Here is a 19887-nt window from a genome sequence, read left to right as displayed (position 1 = left end):
CGAAATCTCCTGGGCTACTTGGTGTAGCGCGTCACGGCGAGACCGCGAGCGAAGGGCAGGGTGGTGAACAGGGCGACGTCGTGCGTGTCGTCCTGCCAGGTGATGGTTTTGATTGCCGATTCGTCGGCGGCTTCCTCCACGCGCATGCAGGCCCGCTCGAGGTCGTCTTCGTCGCGGCCGGTGACCGCGACCGCGAGGGAGTAGATGGTGCCGTGATGGCCCGAGCCCGGCATCAGATCGGTGCGTCGACGCCCGGACGCGGTGGCCATCACTTCGGCCGAGCCGTCGCCGGTGATGCCTTTGCGTGCGGCACTTTCCTGCGAGGCCCGGTCCTGGGTGAAGTCCTGACTGGCCGCTTCCCGGGCGACGGCGTCGGGCACGAAATCGACTCGGACACTGACTGTTCGGATCGTCGGTGAGGGCGGGTTCTCGTCGTCGCCGATGTCGGGGGCGACCCCGGTCAGCAGCGGCGCAAGCCACAGCGGGCCCAGCGGAATGGGTTCGATACTCGCCGGCGGGAGGAACCCGACACGGGTGTGCCAGCGGCCGGACACCACCACCGAGTCGTGGCCACCGACGTAGGAGGGCCAGCAGTTCGACCACCGCGCCCCTTGGTGGCGATCGAGTGGGTTCGACGGGTCGACGAACGCGCGGATCAGCGCGCAGGTGCGCTGCTCACCGAGGACCTGGACGCGGCCCATGCCGGCGGCGACGAGTTTGCTCACAGCACGCATCGTCTCGTCGCGGATCACTTGGGCGACACCGCCTTCGAATCGGGCACCTTTCCCGCCTGCAGCCCGCGCGGCTTCGGCCTCGAAGTGGTCGGTCTGGGGGAATTTGAGCACCACGTACGCCCGGTGCTCTTCCGAGTGCGGCCGGATGGTGTCGATGAGGTCGCCGTAGGACTCCACCGGTGCCCGCAGACGCATGTCGCCGAGCTTTTCGACCTCCCGCTCGACCCAGTCCTCGTGCATGGTCAGATCCGCGGGAATGGAGCGGTGGATCAGCTGCACTCCGCGGATGAGCGAGGTCTTGCGGGCCATCGAGGCGCTGAACAGACCGAATTTCTCCGATGTCGTCGCCCAGGCCGCGTCGGTGCGCAGCCCCCCTGCCAGGCCCTGCACGGACAGTACGACCGTGTAATAGGCCCGCTCGCCGGGGTTGGCGGTGCGGACGATGAACATCTCGTCCAGGCCGGTGCCGGCGACGTCGAGCGGGGCGGTCCGCCCGAGCGGCACCGGGTACTCCCAGCCGGGGTCGAGCTCGGTGATCCCGTAGGCAGAGTCGTCGGCGTTGCGGTAGACGTGCTCCCCGCGCCGCATCCGCGACCAGTTCCGCAACCGGTGCAACTGCCGCGCCGCCAGGGAAGCGTCGCCGAATTCGTACGTCGAGGCGAACACCCCGACGTAGAACACGGCCACGAGCCCGACGGTCATCGCGCCGCCACCGGCCGCGAAGTAGTACACGATGCCGATGATCAGAGCGGCGGTCCAGGTGATGAGCACCGGTGCCGAGATCCCGGTCATGCCGCGGCGCGCGATCTCACCGCCCAGGATGGAGGTTCTCTGCTCGCTGTCGTGCTCGACGGTCTCGGTCGACATCGCTTACCTGCCTTCGGCTTCGGACGGTGCGGACTCGGCACTGGATTTGGCTTTGTTCATCGCCGCCGCTGCGGACTGCGCGGCGATCGGCACCGCCGCTGCCCCGGCCGAGGCGACCGTCGCGGCCGATCCCGTCGCGAGCTTTCCGCCGAGTCGGCCGGCCATTCCCATGGTCGAGCGCTTCGGTGTCGACGCCCCGCCCTTGTCGGCGCCGCCGCTGTGGGCGGCCGCGCTGGTGTGGCCGGGGGTGGAGTTGGTCGATGGCGTCGAATGCGTGGATCGGGTGGCCTTGTCGACGCCGTCGCCGGAGCGGGTCGAGCGCGGTGTGACGGTCGACCCGCCGCCACCACCTCCGCCGCTGCGGCTGCGGAACAGGGCCGAGCTGCCCACGCCTCCGATGACACCACCGGCGACGGAGCCACCGCCGCCGCCGAATCCTTCGGAGTCGGCTTTGGTCGGCAGGATCGGTGCCCACTTGAGCATCGCCCACGGTGCCAGGCCGACGACGACCATCGAGGCACCGACGAGCACGAGAGCGCCGAGCGAGGTGAGATCTCCCGAGCCGCCGCCGCCCGAGAGCAGAGCGTTGTTGGCCCCGGCGAGCACGATCGCGATGAGCAGGAACAGCATCGGCTTGCTGAGCACGATGCCGACGAACGTGAACAGTGGCCGCAGAGCTTTGGTCCGCCACGTCGGGTGCACCCACATGCCGTAGCCGATTCCGGCGACGCAAGCGGTCAGCGGAAGCCCGATCTGGTGCATGAGCAGCCCCAGGTAGACCGACATCGCGCCGAGCAGCAGGATGCCGAAGAAGACCAGGCCGACGATCGAGCCGCCGACGACGGTGTCCTTGTTCAGCGTGCCCATCGTGGCGTAGATGTTCTGCACCATCTCGGTGATCGTGGAGCCGCTGAAACTGGCAATGCCCTCGGTGAGCACTGACGCGAACTCGATCACCAGTTGGGCCAGGGCGAGGGAGAACAGCATCATCACCACCCCGGCGGGCATGTAGCCGAAGACGTTGGCCACCAGCTCCGACGGTGAGCCCTTGTGCCGTGATCGCATGATCGCCAGCAGGACCGCCAGCGACATGACCATGATTCCCAGACCCGTCGATCCGGCGTAATAGGTCACGAACCATTGCTGGGTGGGATCGAAGTCGCCGGTCGAGGTCAACCCACGGAGCACGGCGTCGGTGAGGGAGAGGGCCCCGCTCTTGGTGGCGTTGACCCAGTCGTCGATGACGGTGGTCGGATCGGTGACGAAGTCGACGACGTCGTTCGCGGCCCCCGAGATCCAGGAGAATGCCTGCAGGTAGGCCTTGCCGAGCTTGTACTGCGGGGTGGCCGCGATGACTTTGCCGAGGGTGTCCTCGAGGCGTTCGGTGAACGAGGTGTTCTTGTCGATCCAGTTTGCGGTGCCGGCGAACAATCGTCCGATCGAGAGGTTCCAGTCCTGGCAGCGGCTGGCATCTGCCCGTTCGGCTTTCGAGCAGTCGACGAAGAAGGCGTGCATGCAGTACTGGTCGCCCGAGCCCTGCGAGCAGGGGTCCGACCAGGCGGCGTCGGGCACCTTGTCGGCACCGGGCAGTGCCTTGATCGCGGTCAGCGAGTCCGCGTCCGGGCTCTGCGCCCAGGCGAAGCCCCACGTTCCCCATTCCTTGGTGCCCCACCGGGCGAGGTCCTCGGCGCAGGTTCCGGTCGGTGGGTGAAAGCTGGTGTCCCCGGCCGGGAATACGGTCGGCAGAGCGTCGGCGGGTGGTTCGGTCCCGTCGGCGACGGCCTGACGGGTGATCTCGGCAGTGGCCTGGGCCTGCGGGTCGGAGCCGACTGCGCTCGCATCGCCGAGCATGACGGCTTTGTTCTCGTCCGATGCCGTCCAGTACAGGAGCCGGTTTTCGTTCGTGAGTGCTTGGGAGATATAGGTTCCCAGGTCGCCGCCGTGGTCTGCGCAGTTCCCCGTGAACCAGGGCCCGCTCCGAAATTCCTCGGTGCCGCCGATGAATTTCTTGAGATCGTCCGGGAAGTGCGCGGGCAGCCTCGATGCCGGTTGTTGGGCGGTGACCGCACCCGGTGCGGGGGCGGGAACGGCGGAAGGCTGGGCGAGCGCAACAGCGGGTGATCCGAACAGTGCCACCAGTGCGGCGGTGACCGCGATGAGAACGAGACGGCGAATCATGTTCTCTCCTAGTCGATGTAGAAGGTGTAGTACCCTGCGGTCAGTTGACCGCCGAGCGCGGAATCAGCGGCCGGGTAGGAGGCGTCCTCCGGTCGCGGGCCCTGGCGGTAGGACCAGTCCTTGGCCTTCCAGTCCCCGTCCTGCCAGATCAACGAGATGTCGGTGGTCGCCCACAGAGTGCTCACAGCGACGGTGCCGGTGTTGTTGATGTCGGACTGGGTGGTGGTCATCGACCACACCGAGATCTGCGCGGCGTCGGCGGAGAACGAGGACACGTGCACCGCGGCCGGCAGGGTGTTCATCACGTCGCTGCTCTCGTCCCGGTTGCTGCCGAGTTCGATCTCGCGGGCCAGTTCGGCACCGGGGTCGGCGGCGATCATCGTCGAGCGGACATCGTTCATGTCGATGCGGCCCTGGCTGGCCTGATCGAACGCCTGGAGCACGTTCACCGCGGCCGTCGATGCGCCTTGGGTGTCGCGGGTGTATCCGCTGGGGACACCGTTGTTCACCGTCGTGGGCCCGTGTACTGCGCGGATGGCATCGCTGCCGCCGGTCTCGTCGGAGCCGCCCGACAGACCGACCACGATCACCGAGACGACGGCGACGATCGCCAGTGCGATGGCACCGAGGACGATCCAACGCTTGGACCCGGACTTGCTGTCGGAGTGCTGATCACCGGAGACAGTGCCGGTGTTGGGGGAGCTGGGGGGTTCGGAACCGACATTGCGGTAGTCGATGGCCATGATGAGTGCTCAATTCTGCGGACAGTGCCGCGTCGGGGCAAAGAAAATGGAGGGTAGAGCCGGGTCGGCTACGCGCCGGGCTGGACGAGGAGCAGGACCGCGCCGACGATCGGAGAGACAGCGGCCACACCGCCCAAGATGATGAGGGAGAGCTTGAGATCCTCGCCCGCTTCGCTCAGATCGCTGGACATGTTGCGTTTACGCGCCTTCCGGGAGCTGAGGAACGAGGTCAGCACCCACAGGCCGGCGAGGGCGATGCTGGCTCCCCAGATCGCCGCGAGCAGGCGCTTCCACGTCTGGTTCAGAGCGGGCCCGAACAATCCGATATCCGGGTTGACCCCGTCGAACGGGTTGACCGCCTGAGCGGAGGCGACTCCGCCGGCCAGGACGGTCAGCGCGGCGGTGAGGGCGAGGACGCCGAGCACACGACGAGCTCGGCGTGCGGTGCGGGTCGTGGGTATGGTGACGGATTCTGTGTCCATCGGGGGTTCCTTTCCGAAACATGGTGTTCTGCAGTGCCAGCGGATAGATGAGGCGGAGCTATTTGTCTTGAATGCGGCTCACCTCCCAGCCGCCGGGGCCGCGCCGCAGGATCATCGCGACGACCCTCTCGCTCACCGGCACACCGTCGATGCGTTGGGTGACGCGGTAGGAGCGGTAGGCCGTCGAATCGGTCTGCGGGGGAACGGGTTCGTCGTCGGCGACGAGGTCGGGGGTCAGGACCGCGCCGTCGGCGGCCCAGTCCAGCCACTGCGCACCGGGACTCGATTGCGCTGTGGTGGAGGTGATCTCGCGCGCGTACTCGGAGGTGAGCAGCGGTGCGGTGCGGGCTGCGGCATCGTTGGGTCCGGCGTCGACGGCGGTGTTCCAGGTGAACCAGACCGTCAACGCCGCGGTGGCCACCGAGTCCGGATCCTGCCGGTCCACCCCTGCAGCGATGTCGGGCAGCGTGGTCGCGGCCGGAGGCGGGGTACGGGTGGGATCGCTGCCGCTCGGTGGAGGCGTACCCGGTGTCCACTGCTGCGCCGGGATCGACGGGACGTCACTGCCGTTGTCGGTGCTTTCATCACCGCAGGCAGTGAGAATTGTTGCAGCGGTCAGGATTATGGCCACGGCGGTACGTCTGTTGGTTTTCATCCGAATCTCCGTGCTGTCAGTCCACTCGCGGGCGGGGTCCAGTCCGATACCTTCACCACGTCGCCGGACTGCGGGGCCTCGACGACCTTGTTTCCGCCGAGCCAGATGAAGATGTGGCCCGAGTGGGGTTGGATGATGTCGCCGGGTGCGAGCTCGCCGGGGGTGGCGATCACGCGGCCGCGGCTGTCGGCGATCTGCGCCGAATCCTGGTGGGGGAGCACGATCGCGCCGCCGGAGGCTTGTGCGACGGCGTAGAGGACCAGTCCGGAGCAGTCGAAGCCGACCTTGTCGAAGTCGCCGATCATGTCCGCGCGGCCGCCGCCGTCGCTGACCCCGCGGGTGGGACCGTTGCGGTCGCCTCCGCCCCAGGCGTAGGTGGTGCCGAGCCAGCGCATCGCGGCCGCGACGACGTTCTGCCCGAAGGGGCCACCGGGGACGATGCCCGGTGTGGCCTGGGGGACGGCGACGGAGAACGCTTCTGCTGCGCGGCGGGGAATCTTTGCGACGTAGTCGAGGGTTTCGGCGTTCTGGCACACCCGGCCCTGCGAGAGGGTCGCGCCGGGGCCGCAGTTGTACATCGACAGGTACAGCTCGGTCAGGTCGCCGCTGACCTTGCCGGCGGCGAGGGAGTCCTTGGCGATGCCGGCCAGCTCGCAGTCGTAGGCGGCTTGGCTCATCACCGCGTCGGCGATGCTGCGGGTGTCCTTGCGGCCGTCTCCATCACCGTCGACGCCTTTCGCCGCCCACGTGGCAGGCATGAACTGTGCCGGTCCGTCCGCGCCCGATCCTGCGTTGTGGGCGTTGACGTCGAAGCCGCCCTCTTGTTCGAGCTGCGCGGCGACGACCGGAGCAGTGACCTCAGCGCACACGGTGCCGGCCTTGACGATCCACGGCTCGAAGTCCGCCGGCACCGACCCCGGTCGCAGCCCGGTCGACCCGGCCGGGACTCCGCAGCCGGGTTTGATCGCGGCGGCGAGTTTCACCGATCGACTCGATACACCGCTGGTGCTGGTGGTCGGGATCGCGGCGGAGGTGCCGGCCGGTCCCGCCGCGAGAACGTCCGCGCTCGCGGTTGGGGCGGTGGCACCGGCGGCGGCGAGCCAGGCCACGGGATCGACCGGGCTCGATCCGGACGCGAGACGAGTCCCGGGCCAGACCTCGAAATGCAGGTGCGGCCCGGTGGACTGTCCGGCGTTGCCGACGGCACCGATCGGGTCACCGGCTTTGACGGTCTGGCCAGCGGTGACCCCGACGCCGTCGTCGTTCATGTGGCCGTAGACCGTCGAGAGCGACTGTCCGTCGACGGTGGTGTCGATGATGATCCAGTTGCCGAACCCGCTGGCGTGTTCGGCCTTGACGACCGTGCCGTCGGTCGCCGCGTAGATCGGGGTCCCGATTGGGGCGGAATAGTCCTGGCCCTGGTGTCCCTCGGCCTCGCCGGTCACCGGGTTCGTGCGGGCACCGAAACCGCTCGTGGCTTGGTATGTGCCCTCACTCAGCGGCATCACCACCGTGCCCGAGTGCGGAGCCACCACGGCCGCGCCGGCAGGCAGGCACGTGCCTTCGTCGACCGGCGGTGTGCGATCGCCCGAGAGGACACCGAACATGCCGATCGCAGCGACGGCGGCGATCAGCAACAGGCTCAGTGCGCCCGCACTGCCCTTGGTGCCCTGCTGTGATGCTGCCATCGGTGCATGTCCTCACGAATCGAAAAGATGATCAGTGCCCGCCCGGACACCTGTGGTGGTACGCGTAGTTCGTTTGTGGTGCTGTAGTTTTCGGCTGCTCTGCGTCATGCCCGCCCGGCTGCAGAGCCCGATCGGTGGCCGCCGGTCAGCCCCCGATCTTCTGGGTGAAGAAGTCGATGAGCCATTGCAGTGCGCTGCGGCCGGTGGAGTCGACCTTGAAGTCGCCATAGGACTGGTGCGCACCGGAGGCGAAGAACGTCGCGGCGTCGATACCGGCACCGACCAGCTCGGCGGCATCGCCTGCACTCGGTGACGAGGCCAGTGAGATGAGACTGCCTGCCAGACCGGCGAAATCGCCGGTGGAGGCTTGCTGGCCGATCGCGGCGGACTGTCCGGTGACCTGGGTCTGCGCGCCGAGCTGGTCGGGGCTGGTCTTGGAGGATCCGGTGAGCACTCCGACCGCGACCGAGGCGAGGTCGAGCCCGATGGGTAGCAGTTCGGCGGCGGCCGCGAGGTTGCCGGTTTCGAGGATCTTCCACGCGACTTCCTGGATCGCGCCGACATCGTTGGCCAGGCGGATCACGTCGACGTTGCCGAGCAAGCTCAGCACCAGGGAGGCGATCTGCGCCGATCCGCTGGGGTCGGGGATCATCGCCACCAATGCTGCGAGGGTGTGCAGGTCCACTCCTGCGGCCATTTTCACGATCGGTTCGAACTGGTTGTTGAGGTCCCCGGCGATCTTGTGCGATCCCGCGACGTCGAGTGCGGCGACCTTCTGCGGCAGCGCGATCAGGTTGTCGACGATGCCTTGGTAGTCCAGGCTCGTGAAGCCGGTCGCGACGTTGACGACCTGGTTGACCACGGTCTTCGGCTTGAGCAGCGAGAGCACCTGCGTTGCCGAGGTCAGCGCGTCCGGGGACACGGACTGCAGCGGTGCGACCTGCCCGCTGAGCGTTGCGGCCGTATCGGTCAGGCCTGCGGTGGTGCCGGTGCCGCCCAGCACCGATGATGCGGTGTCGGCGATCGAGGTCGCGGTGCTGAGCACTGCGGGAATGTCGATCTGGTCGAGTGCGTCGAGAACCGTGGACGTCTTCGCTTCCGGGGATCCTTCCGGTGCGGTGTCGAGGGTCGAGCGGATGCCGGGGTTCGCGGCGATCACCGATTGCACGTCGGCGACCGGTTCGAGGGTGTTGAGCAGCGATGTCGCCGAGGCCCCGACGCTGGCGACCTGTGACTGAGTGCGGTTGGTTCCCACCGAGTCGGGCAGGGTGGCCACCCGCTCCCCGAGAGTCGATGCGGTGTTCGCGGCGCCCGCCAGATCGACGCGGGAGAAGTCAGAGACCAGCGACGACGAGAAATCGCTGACCCCTCCGGCCTGTGTCGGCGTCGTGCCGGGCTGTGTCTCGGCACCGGTGACGCCGCCCTGCGCGGTCGTCGACGGAACCGCGGTATTCGACGCTGCTGGGGTCGACCCGGTTCCGGCCTGTTCGCCCGGGTCGACGGGCTTGTTCGCCAGGACCTTGCCCAGGCCCGCGAGCAGACCGTCCTTGCCGGCGTTCGTCGAGCAGTACAGGTCCGTGGGATTGCAGAGCTGCCTGACCACCGGGGCGAGAGAGCCGAAGCCTTCGGGCCGGACCCCGCCGATGCCCTGACCGTCGATCTTCGGCCCGACGACGGTGCCGCCGGCGGTGCCCTGGTGCGGATCGGCGACCAGACCGACGCCGAGAATCCGGGCCGCGGGAACGACGCCGCGACCGTTGCCGATCTCGGCGGCGATGTCGCCGGCGGCGTCCGCGCCTTGGGAGTAGCCCGAGAGCAGGAACTTCGACGTCGCGCATGCCGAGGTGAGGATGTTGTTGATGGCGCTCTTGCCGGTTTCCTTGCTGTCGGCGTAGGTGCGGCCCTTGTCGAACGCCGACGCCGCGTACGCCGGGTAGTAGACCTCGATATCGTTGCCGTACTTCTGTTTCAGGGCGTTGCCGACGGTGGCGAGCATCCCGACCGGGGCGGTCGGGTTCGCGGCGGCGTTGGTCTCCCACGTTCCCGGGGCCATGATCGCGACGTACTTCGCGCACGAGGTCGCCGCCGTCGCTGCCGGTGCGGCGTGTGCGGGGACGGTGCCCGCGGCCAGGACCACCGCGGAGACGACGACGGTCAGCGCCGACAGTGTCCGGCGTTGTCGTCGCCGCGGGGTGGTGTGCGTTCTCTGGCCGGTCATGGTGTTTCTCCTCGTGTGCGTCGAGCGGGGTGGGGACGGGTCAGGCTCCGCGACGGTCGCGGCTGCGCCGCTCCCACTGCGAGAGCTGTGGGGGTGGTGCGCTGTCGGGCTGGCGGTTCACCGGCTGCGGGGAATACGGATCGGTGAATTGGTAGGCGACGCCGGCTCGTGCCGCGGCGATGTTGTCGGCGACCAGGGCGGTGACGTTGGTGTAGGCCTCGATCGTGGCGGGCGGGAGGCCCCTGTAGACGATCCGATCGCCGCGGGCGAGAGCTGATTCGTACGGGGCCTGAATGAAATTGCTTTCCTGGACACCGAGATTGCGCAGGTCCTCGAAGACCGCCGACGCCAACTGCGGGTTGGAATCCGGTGTTGCACAGGTCACGACGATCGTCGACGCCAGCAAGTGTCCGTAGCCGCGGGCGATGATGCCCTCGAGCATCTGATAGACCTGCCGGGCGATGTCGAGGCGTAGCGGGAGCGGAACGACCAGGGCATCGGAATGCTGCACGGCCCACTGCCAGCTCTCGGCCAAGGGATTGGCGGCGGTGTCGATGACGATCAGGTCCCGGTGTCGGCGCAGCACTGCCATCACCGCGGCGCATTCGTCCCACCCCAGGTTGCGCTCACGGTCGGCCGAATTATCTGCTGCGAGAATGTCTTCCATCGTCGGTTGACGCCGCAGGAACGCAGTGAGCGATCCCGACACCGCCGACGAGGACGCCAGCTCGTGTGCATGGTCGAGCAGATCCCACACCGTGAGCTCCGGATCGGTGGTGCGGGCGGCGCGATCGCCGAGACTGCCGAGTGATTCGCTCGCGTCGAAGACCGTCACCCCGTGGCCACGGTGCTTGCCGAACGTCGAACCGAGCATCACCGATGTCGGAGTTTTGCCCGCTCCGCCCTTCGGATTGATGACCGAGACCACCGAGCATCCAGGAAGTGGCTGCTGCACAACGCGAATCGACTGACGCAGTCTGACTTCGGCCGATGTGGGCTTGGGCTTGAGATGAGTTCCCAGGGCGGCGTTGATCCGGCCCCGCAGGCCTGCTTCGGCGGGCTCGGCGGTCGGGTCTTCTTCCTGGCGGTCGAACAGTCGTGCGCGGTAGAACGCTGAGGGGTCGACATCGGGTGTCTCGACCGCGGCCAGTGCGTCCTGCCCGACCCCGTACGGGTCCGGTGCGGTGTCGTCGGCCGACTCCTCTACAGGCTGTTCGTCCGGTTCGGATTCGGGTCGGCGCAGGCGCTGAGCGCGGAGGTTGACGGTGTCCTCGGCTTCGTAGCCCGCGACGGGGTTGTCGTCGTCCGGGCGCGGGTGCTGTTCGGCCATCAGCCGACCTCCGCTTGATCGTCGACGAGCAGATCGGAGAGCCGGATGGCCTGCCACGGACGGTGCCCGGGAACCTCGCACCACACGGTGGCCGGGTTCTCGTCGTCGATGTCGAGGCGTTCGAGGTGCACTCCGTATCGCGCGGCGAGAGCGGCGAGCCGCGCGCCGTCGAGGTGCGGGTTGGAGATATGCAGTATCAGCCGGATCGCGGGGGCGTCGAGCTCTTCGCGTAGCTTGCCGGCGAGAAAGGCTGCCTTGCCGGCCGCCGAGTCGTCGGCCGAGGTCTGATCGCCCTGCCGGAACACCGCGTCCTTAGCGTGAAATGTTCCGTACCAGGCTGTTTCGTCACCGTCGCCGACCACGGCGAAGCTGCCGCGCTCATCGCCTGCGGCGTAGAGCTCGACCAGTGGTGCGGCCGACGCCGCAGAGGCGACCGCGTCGGTGACCTGCTCGGCTTCGTTGGCGCGCAATCCGTCGTAGTCGAGGTCGAGCTGCTTGTAGAGCTCTCGTTTGATCTTTTGCCACATCGACCAGTCGGTCAGCCCCGATTTTTCGGCCCAGGCGCGGATCTCGCTCGCGGTCGACGCCTCGAGGGTCTCGCGTGCCTGTCGTACTGCGGTGGCGGCCTCGGCCCATTCGCTCGCTGCATCGCTCATGTCCTGGCGTTCCTTTCGTGGTGGCTGTTCGCCGCGGTGCTGCGGCGATCTCGCGCTGTGGCGGCGGTGGGTGATCACGCTTGCTCGATGGCGGCGATGACGTAGCGACCGTCGACCTGATCGGTGGTGATCCGCTGGCGGTACTGCGTCCCAGGCCCGTTCGGGCCACTCTCGGTCAGGGTGAGGGTGTAGGAACCGGTGCGCAGCGGGTCGATATCGAGGCAGTAGGTGGTGCCGGCCGGCGCGGTGGCGATACCTGCGTCGAGGTTCGCTTCGACGGTGAACGGGGCACTCGCCGGGGCGTTCGGTGAGACCAGAGCGTGCGCGGCCGCGCCCGATCTCTGGACGTAGTAGGCGTGCTCGAACGCGGCAATGACCCCGGGGCCGCTGTTCTGATCACCGGTCGGCATTGAGCAATCCGGCCCGGCGGCAACAGTTGTCGGCGCGACCGAGGAAGAGACGGTCGTATCGGTGGCTGTCGTGTCCGGCTCGGAGTCGCCACCGCTGAACAACACAGCGGCGGCGACCGCCACGGACACCACAGCAGCCCCGGCTGCCGCGACCGCGCGTCGGCGCGATCGCGGCACACGGGGAGAGCTCGACGGCACCCCTGATCGTGCTGGACCGGTGGCACTGGCAATCGGAGATGTCGTCGAACGGCGAATCATTTGGATATGTCCTTCCTGGCTGGTTCAACTAGCTGGCTGTAGGGCGATTCAGGCGGGTGCGAACGCCGCCTGTAAGCCGCCGAGAGCGGCAGTGGCCTGATCGACCAGAGGAGCTGCAGCCGCCTGCACCGTCTCGACGGTCTGCGCCACCTGCGGCTGTTCGAGGGCCTTCGAGGTGAAGCCCTGCACTGCCGAGGCCGCCGGTGCGGTCCACACCGACGCATCGCTGACGGCCTTGTCGACGATCGGAGCCGCGTTCTGAACGGCTGTGTCGGCCGCCGCGAGCACCTGGCGGCCGTTCGGGTCGGACGCGAGAGTGTCGCGAACCTGCCCGACGGGTCCGGGGAGATCGACGGTTGCGGCAGGAGGGATCGTCGGGACGCTGTCGGCCGCCGGGGGAACAACCGCCGGGGCAGGGGCCGGCTCTTCGATGATCTGCTGCTCGCCGCCGAGAACGGTGGCACAGAGGATGCCGCCGATGACAGCGCCAGCACCGGTCAGGCCCAGCACGATCGGTGCCGACAGTGTTGCGCCGACGCCGGCTCCCGCGAGTGCTGCCGCTCCAGGGATGAAGACCCAACCCACTGGTCCTCCCCAGACGACAGCACCGGTGCCTGTGGAGGCGGCGACACCGAGTCCGCCGCCGATAGCGGCTGCGGTTCCGGTGATCACCGCGGCCGGGACCACCGATGCCGCGAGACCGGTCGCTCCGCCTGCGATGACGCCGGTCGCGGTACCCGCTGCGATGCGGTCGGCACGGGGAGAATCGGCGAACCCGTTGTCCACGAGCCAGTTTCCGCCATCCGCCTGCACAGCCTGCAACGTGTTGTTGATTCGAGTGAGCAGATTCTGGTCGACGATCTTGGTATCGACCGGCACCAACGTGCCGCCGGCGATGAACGTTCCGGGCGGTGCCTCGATCGGTGCAATGACCCTGCGCTGCACCGTCGGGACCGGCGGCGGGGGCGGCGGAGTCGCCTGCAACGCCGGGGGAGCGTCGCTCGGAGCGGCCTGCGGCGCGGGAGTGGGCTCGTAGTAGGTGTTCTGGTAATTCGAGGACTGCTGATTACCGGCCAGGTAGTCGTCGTAGCTACGTGACGGGGTTTGCTGCACCCGAGGTGAGGGCTGGTAGCCGTCCAAATACACGCGCGGTTCCGGCGCTGGAGGCGGCAGGGTGGCCGGTGCCGTCTGCGGTGTGCTCGTGACCCCCGGTTGTGATCCTCGAGGACTGGTCACTCCCGGCTGCGATGGTGCAGCCTGAGCAGGAGCGGCCTGCATGGTCAGGCCGGCGATCGTCACCGCGGCCACGGCGGGCAGCGATGTGATCACCCGCCCTCGCTTCTTTGATGAGCGGTGGTGTCCTGTGTCCTGTGGTGCTGGCATTGGTGTCGATCCCTTCCTGGTGCGACCCGGCGATCGGGTCGTGCTGGTGAATGCGATTGCGGAGCAACCGTTCTGGCGACAATTGGTTTTAGGTAAGTCGGTCGACAGAAGTGGATGGGTGCGTGCGATCCATAGGTTGTGGGCCAGTCGCACGCACCCATCACGTGCTAGAGGCTCAGAGCCAGCCGAAGGCAACCGACCAAAACCATGGCTGCTGGAAAATCCACATCGGGTATCGGAATCCTTTCTGTGCGAACGGGTGTGAGTCCGAGGTGTGATGTCCCGGCGGGGCCGCGCAGCGCTGAACATGATGAAATGCGCTCACTGCGCGACCCTCGCGCCGGTCCACCGGTCCACCGGTCGAGCTGCAGGGCGCGCGGGGGAGCTCCTGCAGCGCACGAGTGGGACTATCAGCGACAGCCCACTCGGGTCGGGTTGCAGTCCGAACTGCCAGGCCTACGGCTTGCGGGTAAGAATGGACCGCTCATTACAGGAACTGGATGGACCCCACTCGGCTAGCAGGGCTCCGTCGTCACCGATGTATTGGTGGCGACCGGAATGCTCGTGGTCGAGCGAGCACGCAATCAAGTCACCATGTGTCCGATTTACGACGATTGATGCGCAGAACTGATTCAGTGAGAGGAGATTTGGTGCTATTGCATCCCGTGCGGCACTCACTTCGATTTGCCCCCGTAACCGAGGCGAAAGCGGCGATGTCGGGTGAATGCACCTGCCGTCGCACCCCGTCCGTGATGGCCCAACGCTGAACTTCGAGCGTGGTAAATGCTGGTTTCAGTCGTCGACGGCAACTGCGATGCGGCAAGGGCGAGCGACGCGAACATGTAGAACTCCCGACAGGAATGATCGGACGGACCCTGTGAACAGACCGACCTGATGTCCCGCGCTACAAGCAGTGCCGAGATAGACAAGCACCGAGGATTCCCTTTTGGGCGCGCATCAGGACTGTAGAACAGGTTAGGTGCACCGCGCAATCGGTTCAGCTTCGCGGAACTCGACTCGTATTGGCGCATGAGTGCAACAATAGCGCGCAACTATAAAACGCACAAGAGTTCATGGGCATCGTCGATCGAGGAAGATGGGACTGTCTTGAAGGGTCGACAGGGAGTTGGGATAGTGCCGCGAAGCGGAGTTCGTGGGTTTCGCGCCGACCGGTTGCGGGAGCTACGGGTACGTGCGGGGTTCAGTGCTGACGACCTCGCGGCGAAAGTGGGCGCGACCAGACAGGCAGTATCGACCTGGGAGACGGGGCGCTCAACGCCACCGCCTGCGACGCTTGGTCGGATCGCGAACGCCCTGCATACGTCGGTCGCGGCGCTGGTTCCGATCCCGGAGTCTCAGCTCAAATTGTCCGACTTGAGGGTGCACGCCGCGCTGTCCCAGGGTGACGCTGCGCAGCTGCTCGGGATGTCGACCACCGTTCTCGCCGACATCGAACGTGGGCGCAAGCCCGAGAACGAGGAGCGCATCGAGTCGTTTTCCAAAGCGTATGGCGTATCGACTCGGACGGTGGCGGCTGCGTGGAGTCGAACGCGTGATGCCCGCACGACACGCGCGCGGTCCTTGTAGACAACGCAACTATTAAACGCACTTCCAGCGTTCGCGCGTCAACTGCACTCAGTCCGCAATGGGCTGTGTGGATCCGTATGGATCCGCGAACTTATTTACTCCTCGGACAATTCGGTCAGAGTGACGAGTGCGGCCGTAGTGTGCTGATTGAGCGAGACTAATACCGCGTCGATCGTCATCGGTTTCCAATTTCCGTCGAGAGTTCGGAAGCGAAGCACACCGTGGGTGCGTTCGCGTGCGAGTGCGTTCGACATTCGTTTCGCAATTGGAACGTCGTCCGGATGAATCGCCGGTACCGGTTCGTCAGGAAGGTTTTCCCAGCAGATATTCGGTGCGGGGTCAGAGTTGTACCAGCGCAACAAGTTGAGTGTTCTGAGGTTGACCAGTGCGCGGTACTCGCCCTCCTTGGTCGAAGCCTCCAGAACGCGATGTTCGAGAATCGTAGGTGGGGGAGCGATATTGATGTCCCCTGCGGGGCCGATGTCGTGGGTGATACCCCTCAAGATAACTTCGGTGCCCGAAACCCCGTCTTCGGCAATCATCCGGCACGAGAAGTGCGCTGCTCGAAGTTCACCGTCGTCCCGCCTCACGGTCCAAACCGCCTGATGAGTGGTGCCCGGGGCTGATTGCACGATCTTGGCCATCGCTTCGCTCTCGTCGCGGTTGGTGACCAGTCGGGTGAACGCTCCGGCGAGTGCACGCTGGGTCTCTCGCTCGTCTTGCGGAACGCGGTAAAGGTCGAGTAGATCGCCGCTCCCGCTTGCCGTGCTCTTGGTGAGGTTGAACTGCCACGCCCCAGCGGCGTCTCGTCGAGGTGGAGTCTCGTCGCGCTGGCCGAGCCACACCCACACACCATGTGTGCGACCCGCGAAGGTTCGCAGTGGTTCGGCCAGTACCCGCCTGTAGCGGTCTTTGCACAGCCGATCCACCACGGCTCCTGTGGAAAGCGCCTCCGCTACCGCGGTCAGTGCCTCGTTGCGGCTGCCAGAGCTGCGGAGAACATTACGAGGTGAGACAAAGGACTTGGGCGAAGACCCAACTCCGATGACCGACGGCTCTTCGTCTCCGAACGTCTCTATCAGGATCCAGCTATTCGACATAGTTGACCGACCCCCGCAGGTCTGTTGAGTGGATTGTCTATAGGTTTCGGATTGTCAGAGTCGCCGCAGTGCTTGGAGCGCAGGCAGTAGATGTTGGTAATGAGGTCCGAGCACGCGCGCGGTCACGTCGACGAGGCGTGCGTCGTTGCCCACCGTCACCTGTGATTTTCCCTTCCACGCACCCGCAATGATCTTTTGGGCGGCCACTTTAGGGGTGGTTCGGGCTATGCGGCTGTCGAAAAAATCGGCAGTCCGCGCACGATCGACGCCGGGTGCGGCCCTCGCGGTCCGTGCGATTGACGTTTTGAGTCCACCAGGGATCACACATGTCGCACGCGCGGTCCGTGACGCTAGGCGCAATTCTTGGTTCAGGGCCTCGGTGAAGCCGCGAACGGCAAATTTGGAAGAGTTGTACGCCGAATAGCCGGGTGCGGACATGACCCCAAATGCGGACGACACGTTGATGATTCGACCTCGATGTGACTTCAAGATATCAGGTAGAAAGGCGCGAGAGCTGTTGACGACGCTCTCGAAGTTGGTCGCCATCACCAGATCGAAGTCAGCTGGGGGAGTGTTGATGACATCGCCGCTATAGAGAACGCCTGCGACGTTGAAGACTGCATCGATACCGCCCAATGCTGAGCGAGAAGTTGCTGCCCACGAACTGATTTCGGCCCGGTTGGCCACGTCGACTTGAGTCGCGCGCGCGACTGCGTTCATAGCAGCACATCGGGACTGTGTGTCCAGCAGTGCATCATAATTGTAGTCCGCGAGAGCAAGTGACCAGTTCTGGCCCGCGAGCTGCAACGCAATTTCACGGCCGACTCCAGAACCTGCGCCGGTGACCGCCGCTCTCCATTCCCCTGGCATCTAACCTCGCCTCCCACAACTCGCTGCCCTTGGTAACTAGGCACAGTAACGAACGGTCGACAGCCGCGCTAGCAACCAGCTGGTCTGTATTTCTGTTTGTATCTAGTGGCTCGGAGGCTTTCAAACGGGCATGCTCTAGGTGTGAATCTGACTTTGTCGCAGGAAGTCTCGCCGCCGGATCCTGCACGACGGTCGGTTTTGGTCAACGTCTAAAACTAGATCCGATGTCCCAGCGGTGTCTGGGTTGCCGACGGCTACTGCCGCGTGGGTTTGTGCGCACACTGAGCATCAGCATCCGGTTGGGATCTTTCTCGACGGACGGCCTGTAGGTCCACGAGCCGATCAGACACGGTCAGGCCGCAGGCCTCGGCGCGAGACAACTCGTCGTCGAGCTTGATTCGGTTGTAGTGATCACGATCGATGACGGGTAGGCCGTCGCGGTTGCCGATGTAGTTGCCGTGAGCGAACAGCGCATCCTTGTCGGCCGGGGACAGCGTGGACCACATCTCGTGCGACTGCGCCGGGTCCGACGGCAACGAAGTCAGTGTGAGGGCGGCGCGGTCGATCGTGGTGAGGATGACAGTTCTAGCGTTTCTCCTGCTCGGGAAAGAAGCACCGGAGTGAGCAGGAGACGCGTCGGGCAGATGTAAGAGCGACGCTGGATCCGAAAATTCGAGTTCGAGCTGGTCATGTCTGTCGAGCAGAGTGTATTCGTTGCGCGCTGTGACCGTCACCGGAGTCAGTATCGGTCCTTGCTGGGCGACCACGTCGTCGCGTGAGCGGATCCCGCCGTCCTGCAGCTCGACGATTTCACCGGCGATATAGAGGGTGTCGCCGTCGTCGTACGCCGCGGGCGATCCCAGCTCGTACCCGCTCGGCTCGAGTGATGCGTTGAGGGCCGAGAGGACGTCGCCTGGGACGTCGAGACAGCCGGCCGCCGGCGTCGCCTCAGCTGTCGTCGGAGCGGGCGCACCGGTGTGCGCGGCGCGATCGAGGGGACCACAGCCGGTACGGGTGGTTGTCGTCGCGGTCAGCAAGTCCGACGAAGTCGCCGAAGCCGGATCAGGCTCGCCATTGCCCTCGTCCGAGCCAAATATCGATCCGAAGCCGACTGCGAGAATCAGAACGGCCGCGATTGCCAGCACGATCTTGAGTCCTCGGTTGCCGCCACCCTGACTTGCAGGCTGTCCCGGGGTGGGTTGCCGTGTCGGGCGGGGCGTGCCGGGTGCGGAGTGTTGGGTCCACTGGCCGCCGTCCCAGTGTCGTTGTCCACCGGCGTTGGACTGGTCGGGGTCGGTGTACCAGCCGGGTTCGGTGTTGTCATCGGTGAAGTGTCCCAGGTCGACGACACCGAACTCACCGTGTTGACCTGAGTGCTGATCGCAGCCGACGTCGTCGAATCCGGTGCTGAATTTCGGTTGTCCGGTCCGGATGTGGCGGCGTCGGCGCGCCACAAGCCTCAGCGCAATCTTCGGCGATCGGCGATGACACCCGAAGGAGGAATCGACTATTCGGTGGACCCGTGAGCCGACCCAACGTGGCGGTCGAGTCCAGCGGCGATTGCCTGGACTGTGACGGCCTGGCATCAGGTTTATGGAGCCTGTTTACCCACCCACCGCGTTGAATTGGGATGCTCTTTGTCGCCCAATACTGTGCCCGGCCACGACCCTTCGGGAACACCGTTGACGCGCCCACTGTCGTACCTGTCGGGGTCGTTGCGCTGTTTCGTCAACTCGCCGGTCGACGGGGCCATCAATCCCAGCGTCTTCCTCGCACCGCCAAGAGTCTCCGCCATTAGGCAAGGGAATCGTCCGACCCTGGGCACTGTGTGCCGAACAGCAGCAAGCTCCTCGACATCATCGGCCGCGATGTCCGGAATCGAATCGCGTTCACAATAGTGCTGGGAAGTACGCCACAACGCGATCATGACGTCATCGTACGACCTTTGACTGTGGCCCACGAGAGTCCCGGAGCACCCTCGAGATGGCAATCTCTGGCGCGCTCAACAGCTTTGACCCAATGCACACCGTCGGCGCTATTCGCAGCCGACGCCGTCGCCGTCACCGTCGAACCTGGTGCTGAATCCGGGTTCTCCGGTCCGGATGGGAGCGGCTCCAGCTGCACGAACCTCGTTGCAATTCTTGTAGACCACATCCGACGGAGCCGGGTTCGGTGCGGGAGCTGGCTTCGGAGCTGGTGCTGCCGACGCCGGTACAGGTGACGGTGCCGCGGTCTCGACAGCAGCGGTTGCGCCGCAGTCTCTGAGGACTCGAACGATGGCATCGTGCTCGGGCGGGGTGACCCACAGCCCGTAGGCCGCTTTGACCGCGACCTGCCGAGCGACGTAGGTGCATCGGTAGGCCTTGTTGCTGGGCAGCCACGTTGCGGCGTCGCCGTCGCTTTTCTGTTGGTTGGCGGGGCCGTCGACGGCCTGCAGATTGCGCGGGTCGTTGGCGAAGTTCGCCCTGGTGGCCTGGTCGAGTTGCTGCGCACCCGTCTGCCAGGCGTTGCTGAGCGCCATTATGTAGGGGCTTTAACTATGTTGGGTAAGGGGGTTGGGAGACCCCGATTGGACCACGGGTCGTCTCCCGCCAGCCGCTCCCGACTAGGGCGTGTCTCCCAATCGGCGTAGCCAGGTGAGAATTGCGCAGAGGGTGACGGCGGCGCGGTAGGTGATCGCGAGTTTGTCGTAGCGGGTGGCCAGCGCTCGCCATTGCTTGGCCAGAGC

At 66.0% G+C, this 19887-nt stretch carries 15 protein-coding genes and 1 pseudogene; 1 reads left to right on the top strand and 15 read right to left on the bottom strand.

Annotation, left to right across the window (positions count from 1 at the left end; genetic code table 11):
* Positions 1–14: 14 nt before the first annotated feature.
* The 11 genes from KVY23_RS20110 to KVY23_RS20060 all read right to left on the bottom strand — a co-directional run bounded on the left by KVY23_RS20110 (position 15) and on the right by KVY23_RS20060 (position 13548).
* Complete coding sequence (locus KVY23_RS20110; protein ID WP_008709956.1) at positions 15–1601, bottom strand: SCO6880 family protein; 1587 nt, start codon at positions 1599–1601, stop codon at positions 15–17.
* Positions 1602–1604: 3 nt separating this feature from the next.
* Positions 1605–3779, bottom strand: a complete 2175-nt coding sequence (locus KVY23_RS20105) for a hypothetical protein (RefSeq protein ID WP_206497690.1) — start codon at positions 3777–3779, stop codon at positions 1605–1607.
* An 8-nt stretch (positions 3780–3787) separates the two neighbouring features.
* The gene (locus tag KVY23_RS20100) at positions 3788–4522 is read right to left on the bottom strand and encodes a hypothetical protein (RefSeq protein ID WP_008709954.1); all 735 of its coding nucleotides are present in this window, start codon (positions 4520–4522) and stop codon (positions 3788–3790) included.
* Positions 4523–4590: 68 nt separating this feature from the next.
* Positions 4591–5004 carry a hypothetical protein gene (locus tag KVY23_RS20095; protein WP_008709953.1) on the bottom strand — a complete coding sequence of 138 codons (414 nt, stop codon included), beginning with the start codon at positions 5002–5004 and terminating at the stop codon, positions 4591–4593.
* Positions 5005–5062: 58 nt separating this feature from the next.
* Positions 5063–5659 (bottom strand): hypothetical protein, encoded by a 597-nt coding sequence (locus tag KVY23_RS20090; RefSeq protein ID WP_008709952.1) that lies wholly within the window; start codon positions 5657–5659, stop codon positions 5063–5065.
* Entirely contained in the window at positions 5656–7347 is a 1692-nt protein-coding gene (locus KVY23_RS20085) for a peptidoglycan DD-metalloendopeptidase family protein (protein WP_008709951.1), read from the bottom strand. Before KVY23_RS20085 ends, KVY23_RS20090 begins: the two co-directional genes overlap by 4 nt.
* A 145-nt stretch (positions 7348–7492) precedes the next feature.
* Positions 7493–9565, bottom strand: coding sequence for a cutinase family protein (locus tag KVY23_RS20080; protein WP_008709950.1), 2073 nt, complete (start codon positions 9563–9565; stop codon positions 7493–7495).
* 40 nt (positions 9566–9605) lie between these two features.
* Positions 9606–10895 (bottom strand): ParA family protein, encoded by a 1290-nt coding sequence (locus tag KVY23_RS20075; protein WP_008709949.1) that lies wholly within the window; start codon positions 10893–10895, stop codon positions 9606–9608.
* The gene (locus tag KVY23_RS20070) at positions 10895–11551 is read right to left on the bottom strand and encodes a hypothetical protein (protein WP_008709948.1); all 657 of its coding nucleotides are present in this window, start codon (positions 11549–11551) and stop codon (positions 10895–10897) included. Before KVY23_RS20070 ends, KVY23_RS20075 begins: the two co-directional genes overlap by 1 nt.
* A gap of 74 nt (positions 11552–11625) precedes the next feature.
* Positions 11626–12219: a hypothetical protein gene (locus tag KVY23_RS20065; protein WP_198289363.1), complete on the bottom strand. Its 594-nt coding sequence runs from the start codon at positions 12217–12219 to the stop codon at positions 11626–11628.
* A 48-nt stretch (positions 12220–12267) separates the two neighbouring features.
* A complete protein-coding gene (locus KVY23_RS20060) occupies positions 12268–13548 on the bottom strand; it encodes a hypothetical protein (protein WP_008709946.1) in 1281 nt (426 codons plus the stop codon).
* A 1188-nt stretch (positions 13549–14736) separates the two neighbouring features.
* Between KVY23_RS20060 and KVY23_RS20055 the strand changes: the two genes are divergently transcribed.
* Entirely contained in the window at positions 14737–15189 is a 453-nt protein-coding gene (locus tag KVY23_RS20055) for a helix-turn-helix transcriptional regulator (RefSeq protein ID WP_008709945.1), read from the top strand.
* 95 nt (positions 15190–15284) lie between these two features.
* On the opposite strand, the gene KVY23_RS20050 is transcribed toward KVY23_RS20055, so the two are convergent.
* The 4 genes and pseudogenes from KVY23_RS20050 to KVY23_RS20035 all read right to left on the bottom strand — a co-directional run.
* Entirely contained in the window at positions 15285–16289 is a 1005-nt protein-coding gene (locus KVY23_RS20050) for a GAF domain-containing protein (protein ID WP_008709943.1), read from the bottom strand.
* A gap of 54 nt (positions 16290–16343) precedes the next feature.
* Positions 16344–17159, bottom strand: a complete 816-nt coding sequence (locus tag KVY23_RS20045; RefSeq protein WP_008709940.1) for an SDR family oxidoreductase — start codon at positions 17157–17159, stop codon at positions 16344–16346.
* 254 nt (positions 17160–17413) lie between these two features.
* Positions 17414–18613 (bottom strand): DUF2510 domain-containing protein, encoded by a 1200-nt coding sequence (locus KVY23_RS20040; protein WP_008709938.1) that lies wholly within the window; start codon positions 18611–18613, stop codon positions 17414–17416.
* A gap of 581 nt (positions 18614–19194) precedes the next feature.
* Positions 19195–19686 (bottom strand): annotated as a pseudogene (locus tag KVY23_RS20035) (excalibur calcium-binding domain-containing protein); the annotation flags it as partial.
* Positions 19687–19887 lie beyond the last annotated feature (201 nt).

Origin of the sequence: Rhodococcus sp. I2R (assembly GCF_020889545.1) — a bacterium.
Taxonomy (GTDB): Bacteria; Actinomycetota; Actinomycetes; order Mycobacteriales; family Mycobacteriaceae; genus Rhodococcoides.
The sequence above is the reverse complement of the archived record's forward strand: the minus strand, read 5'-3'. Positions and strand labels throughout refer to the sequence as shown.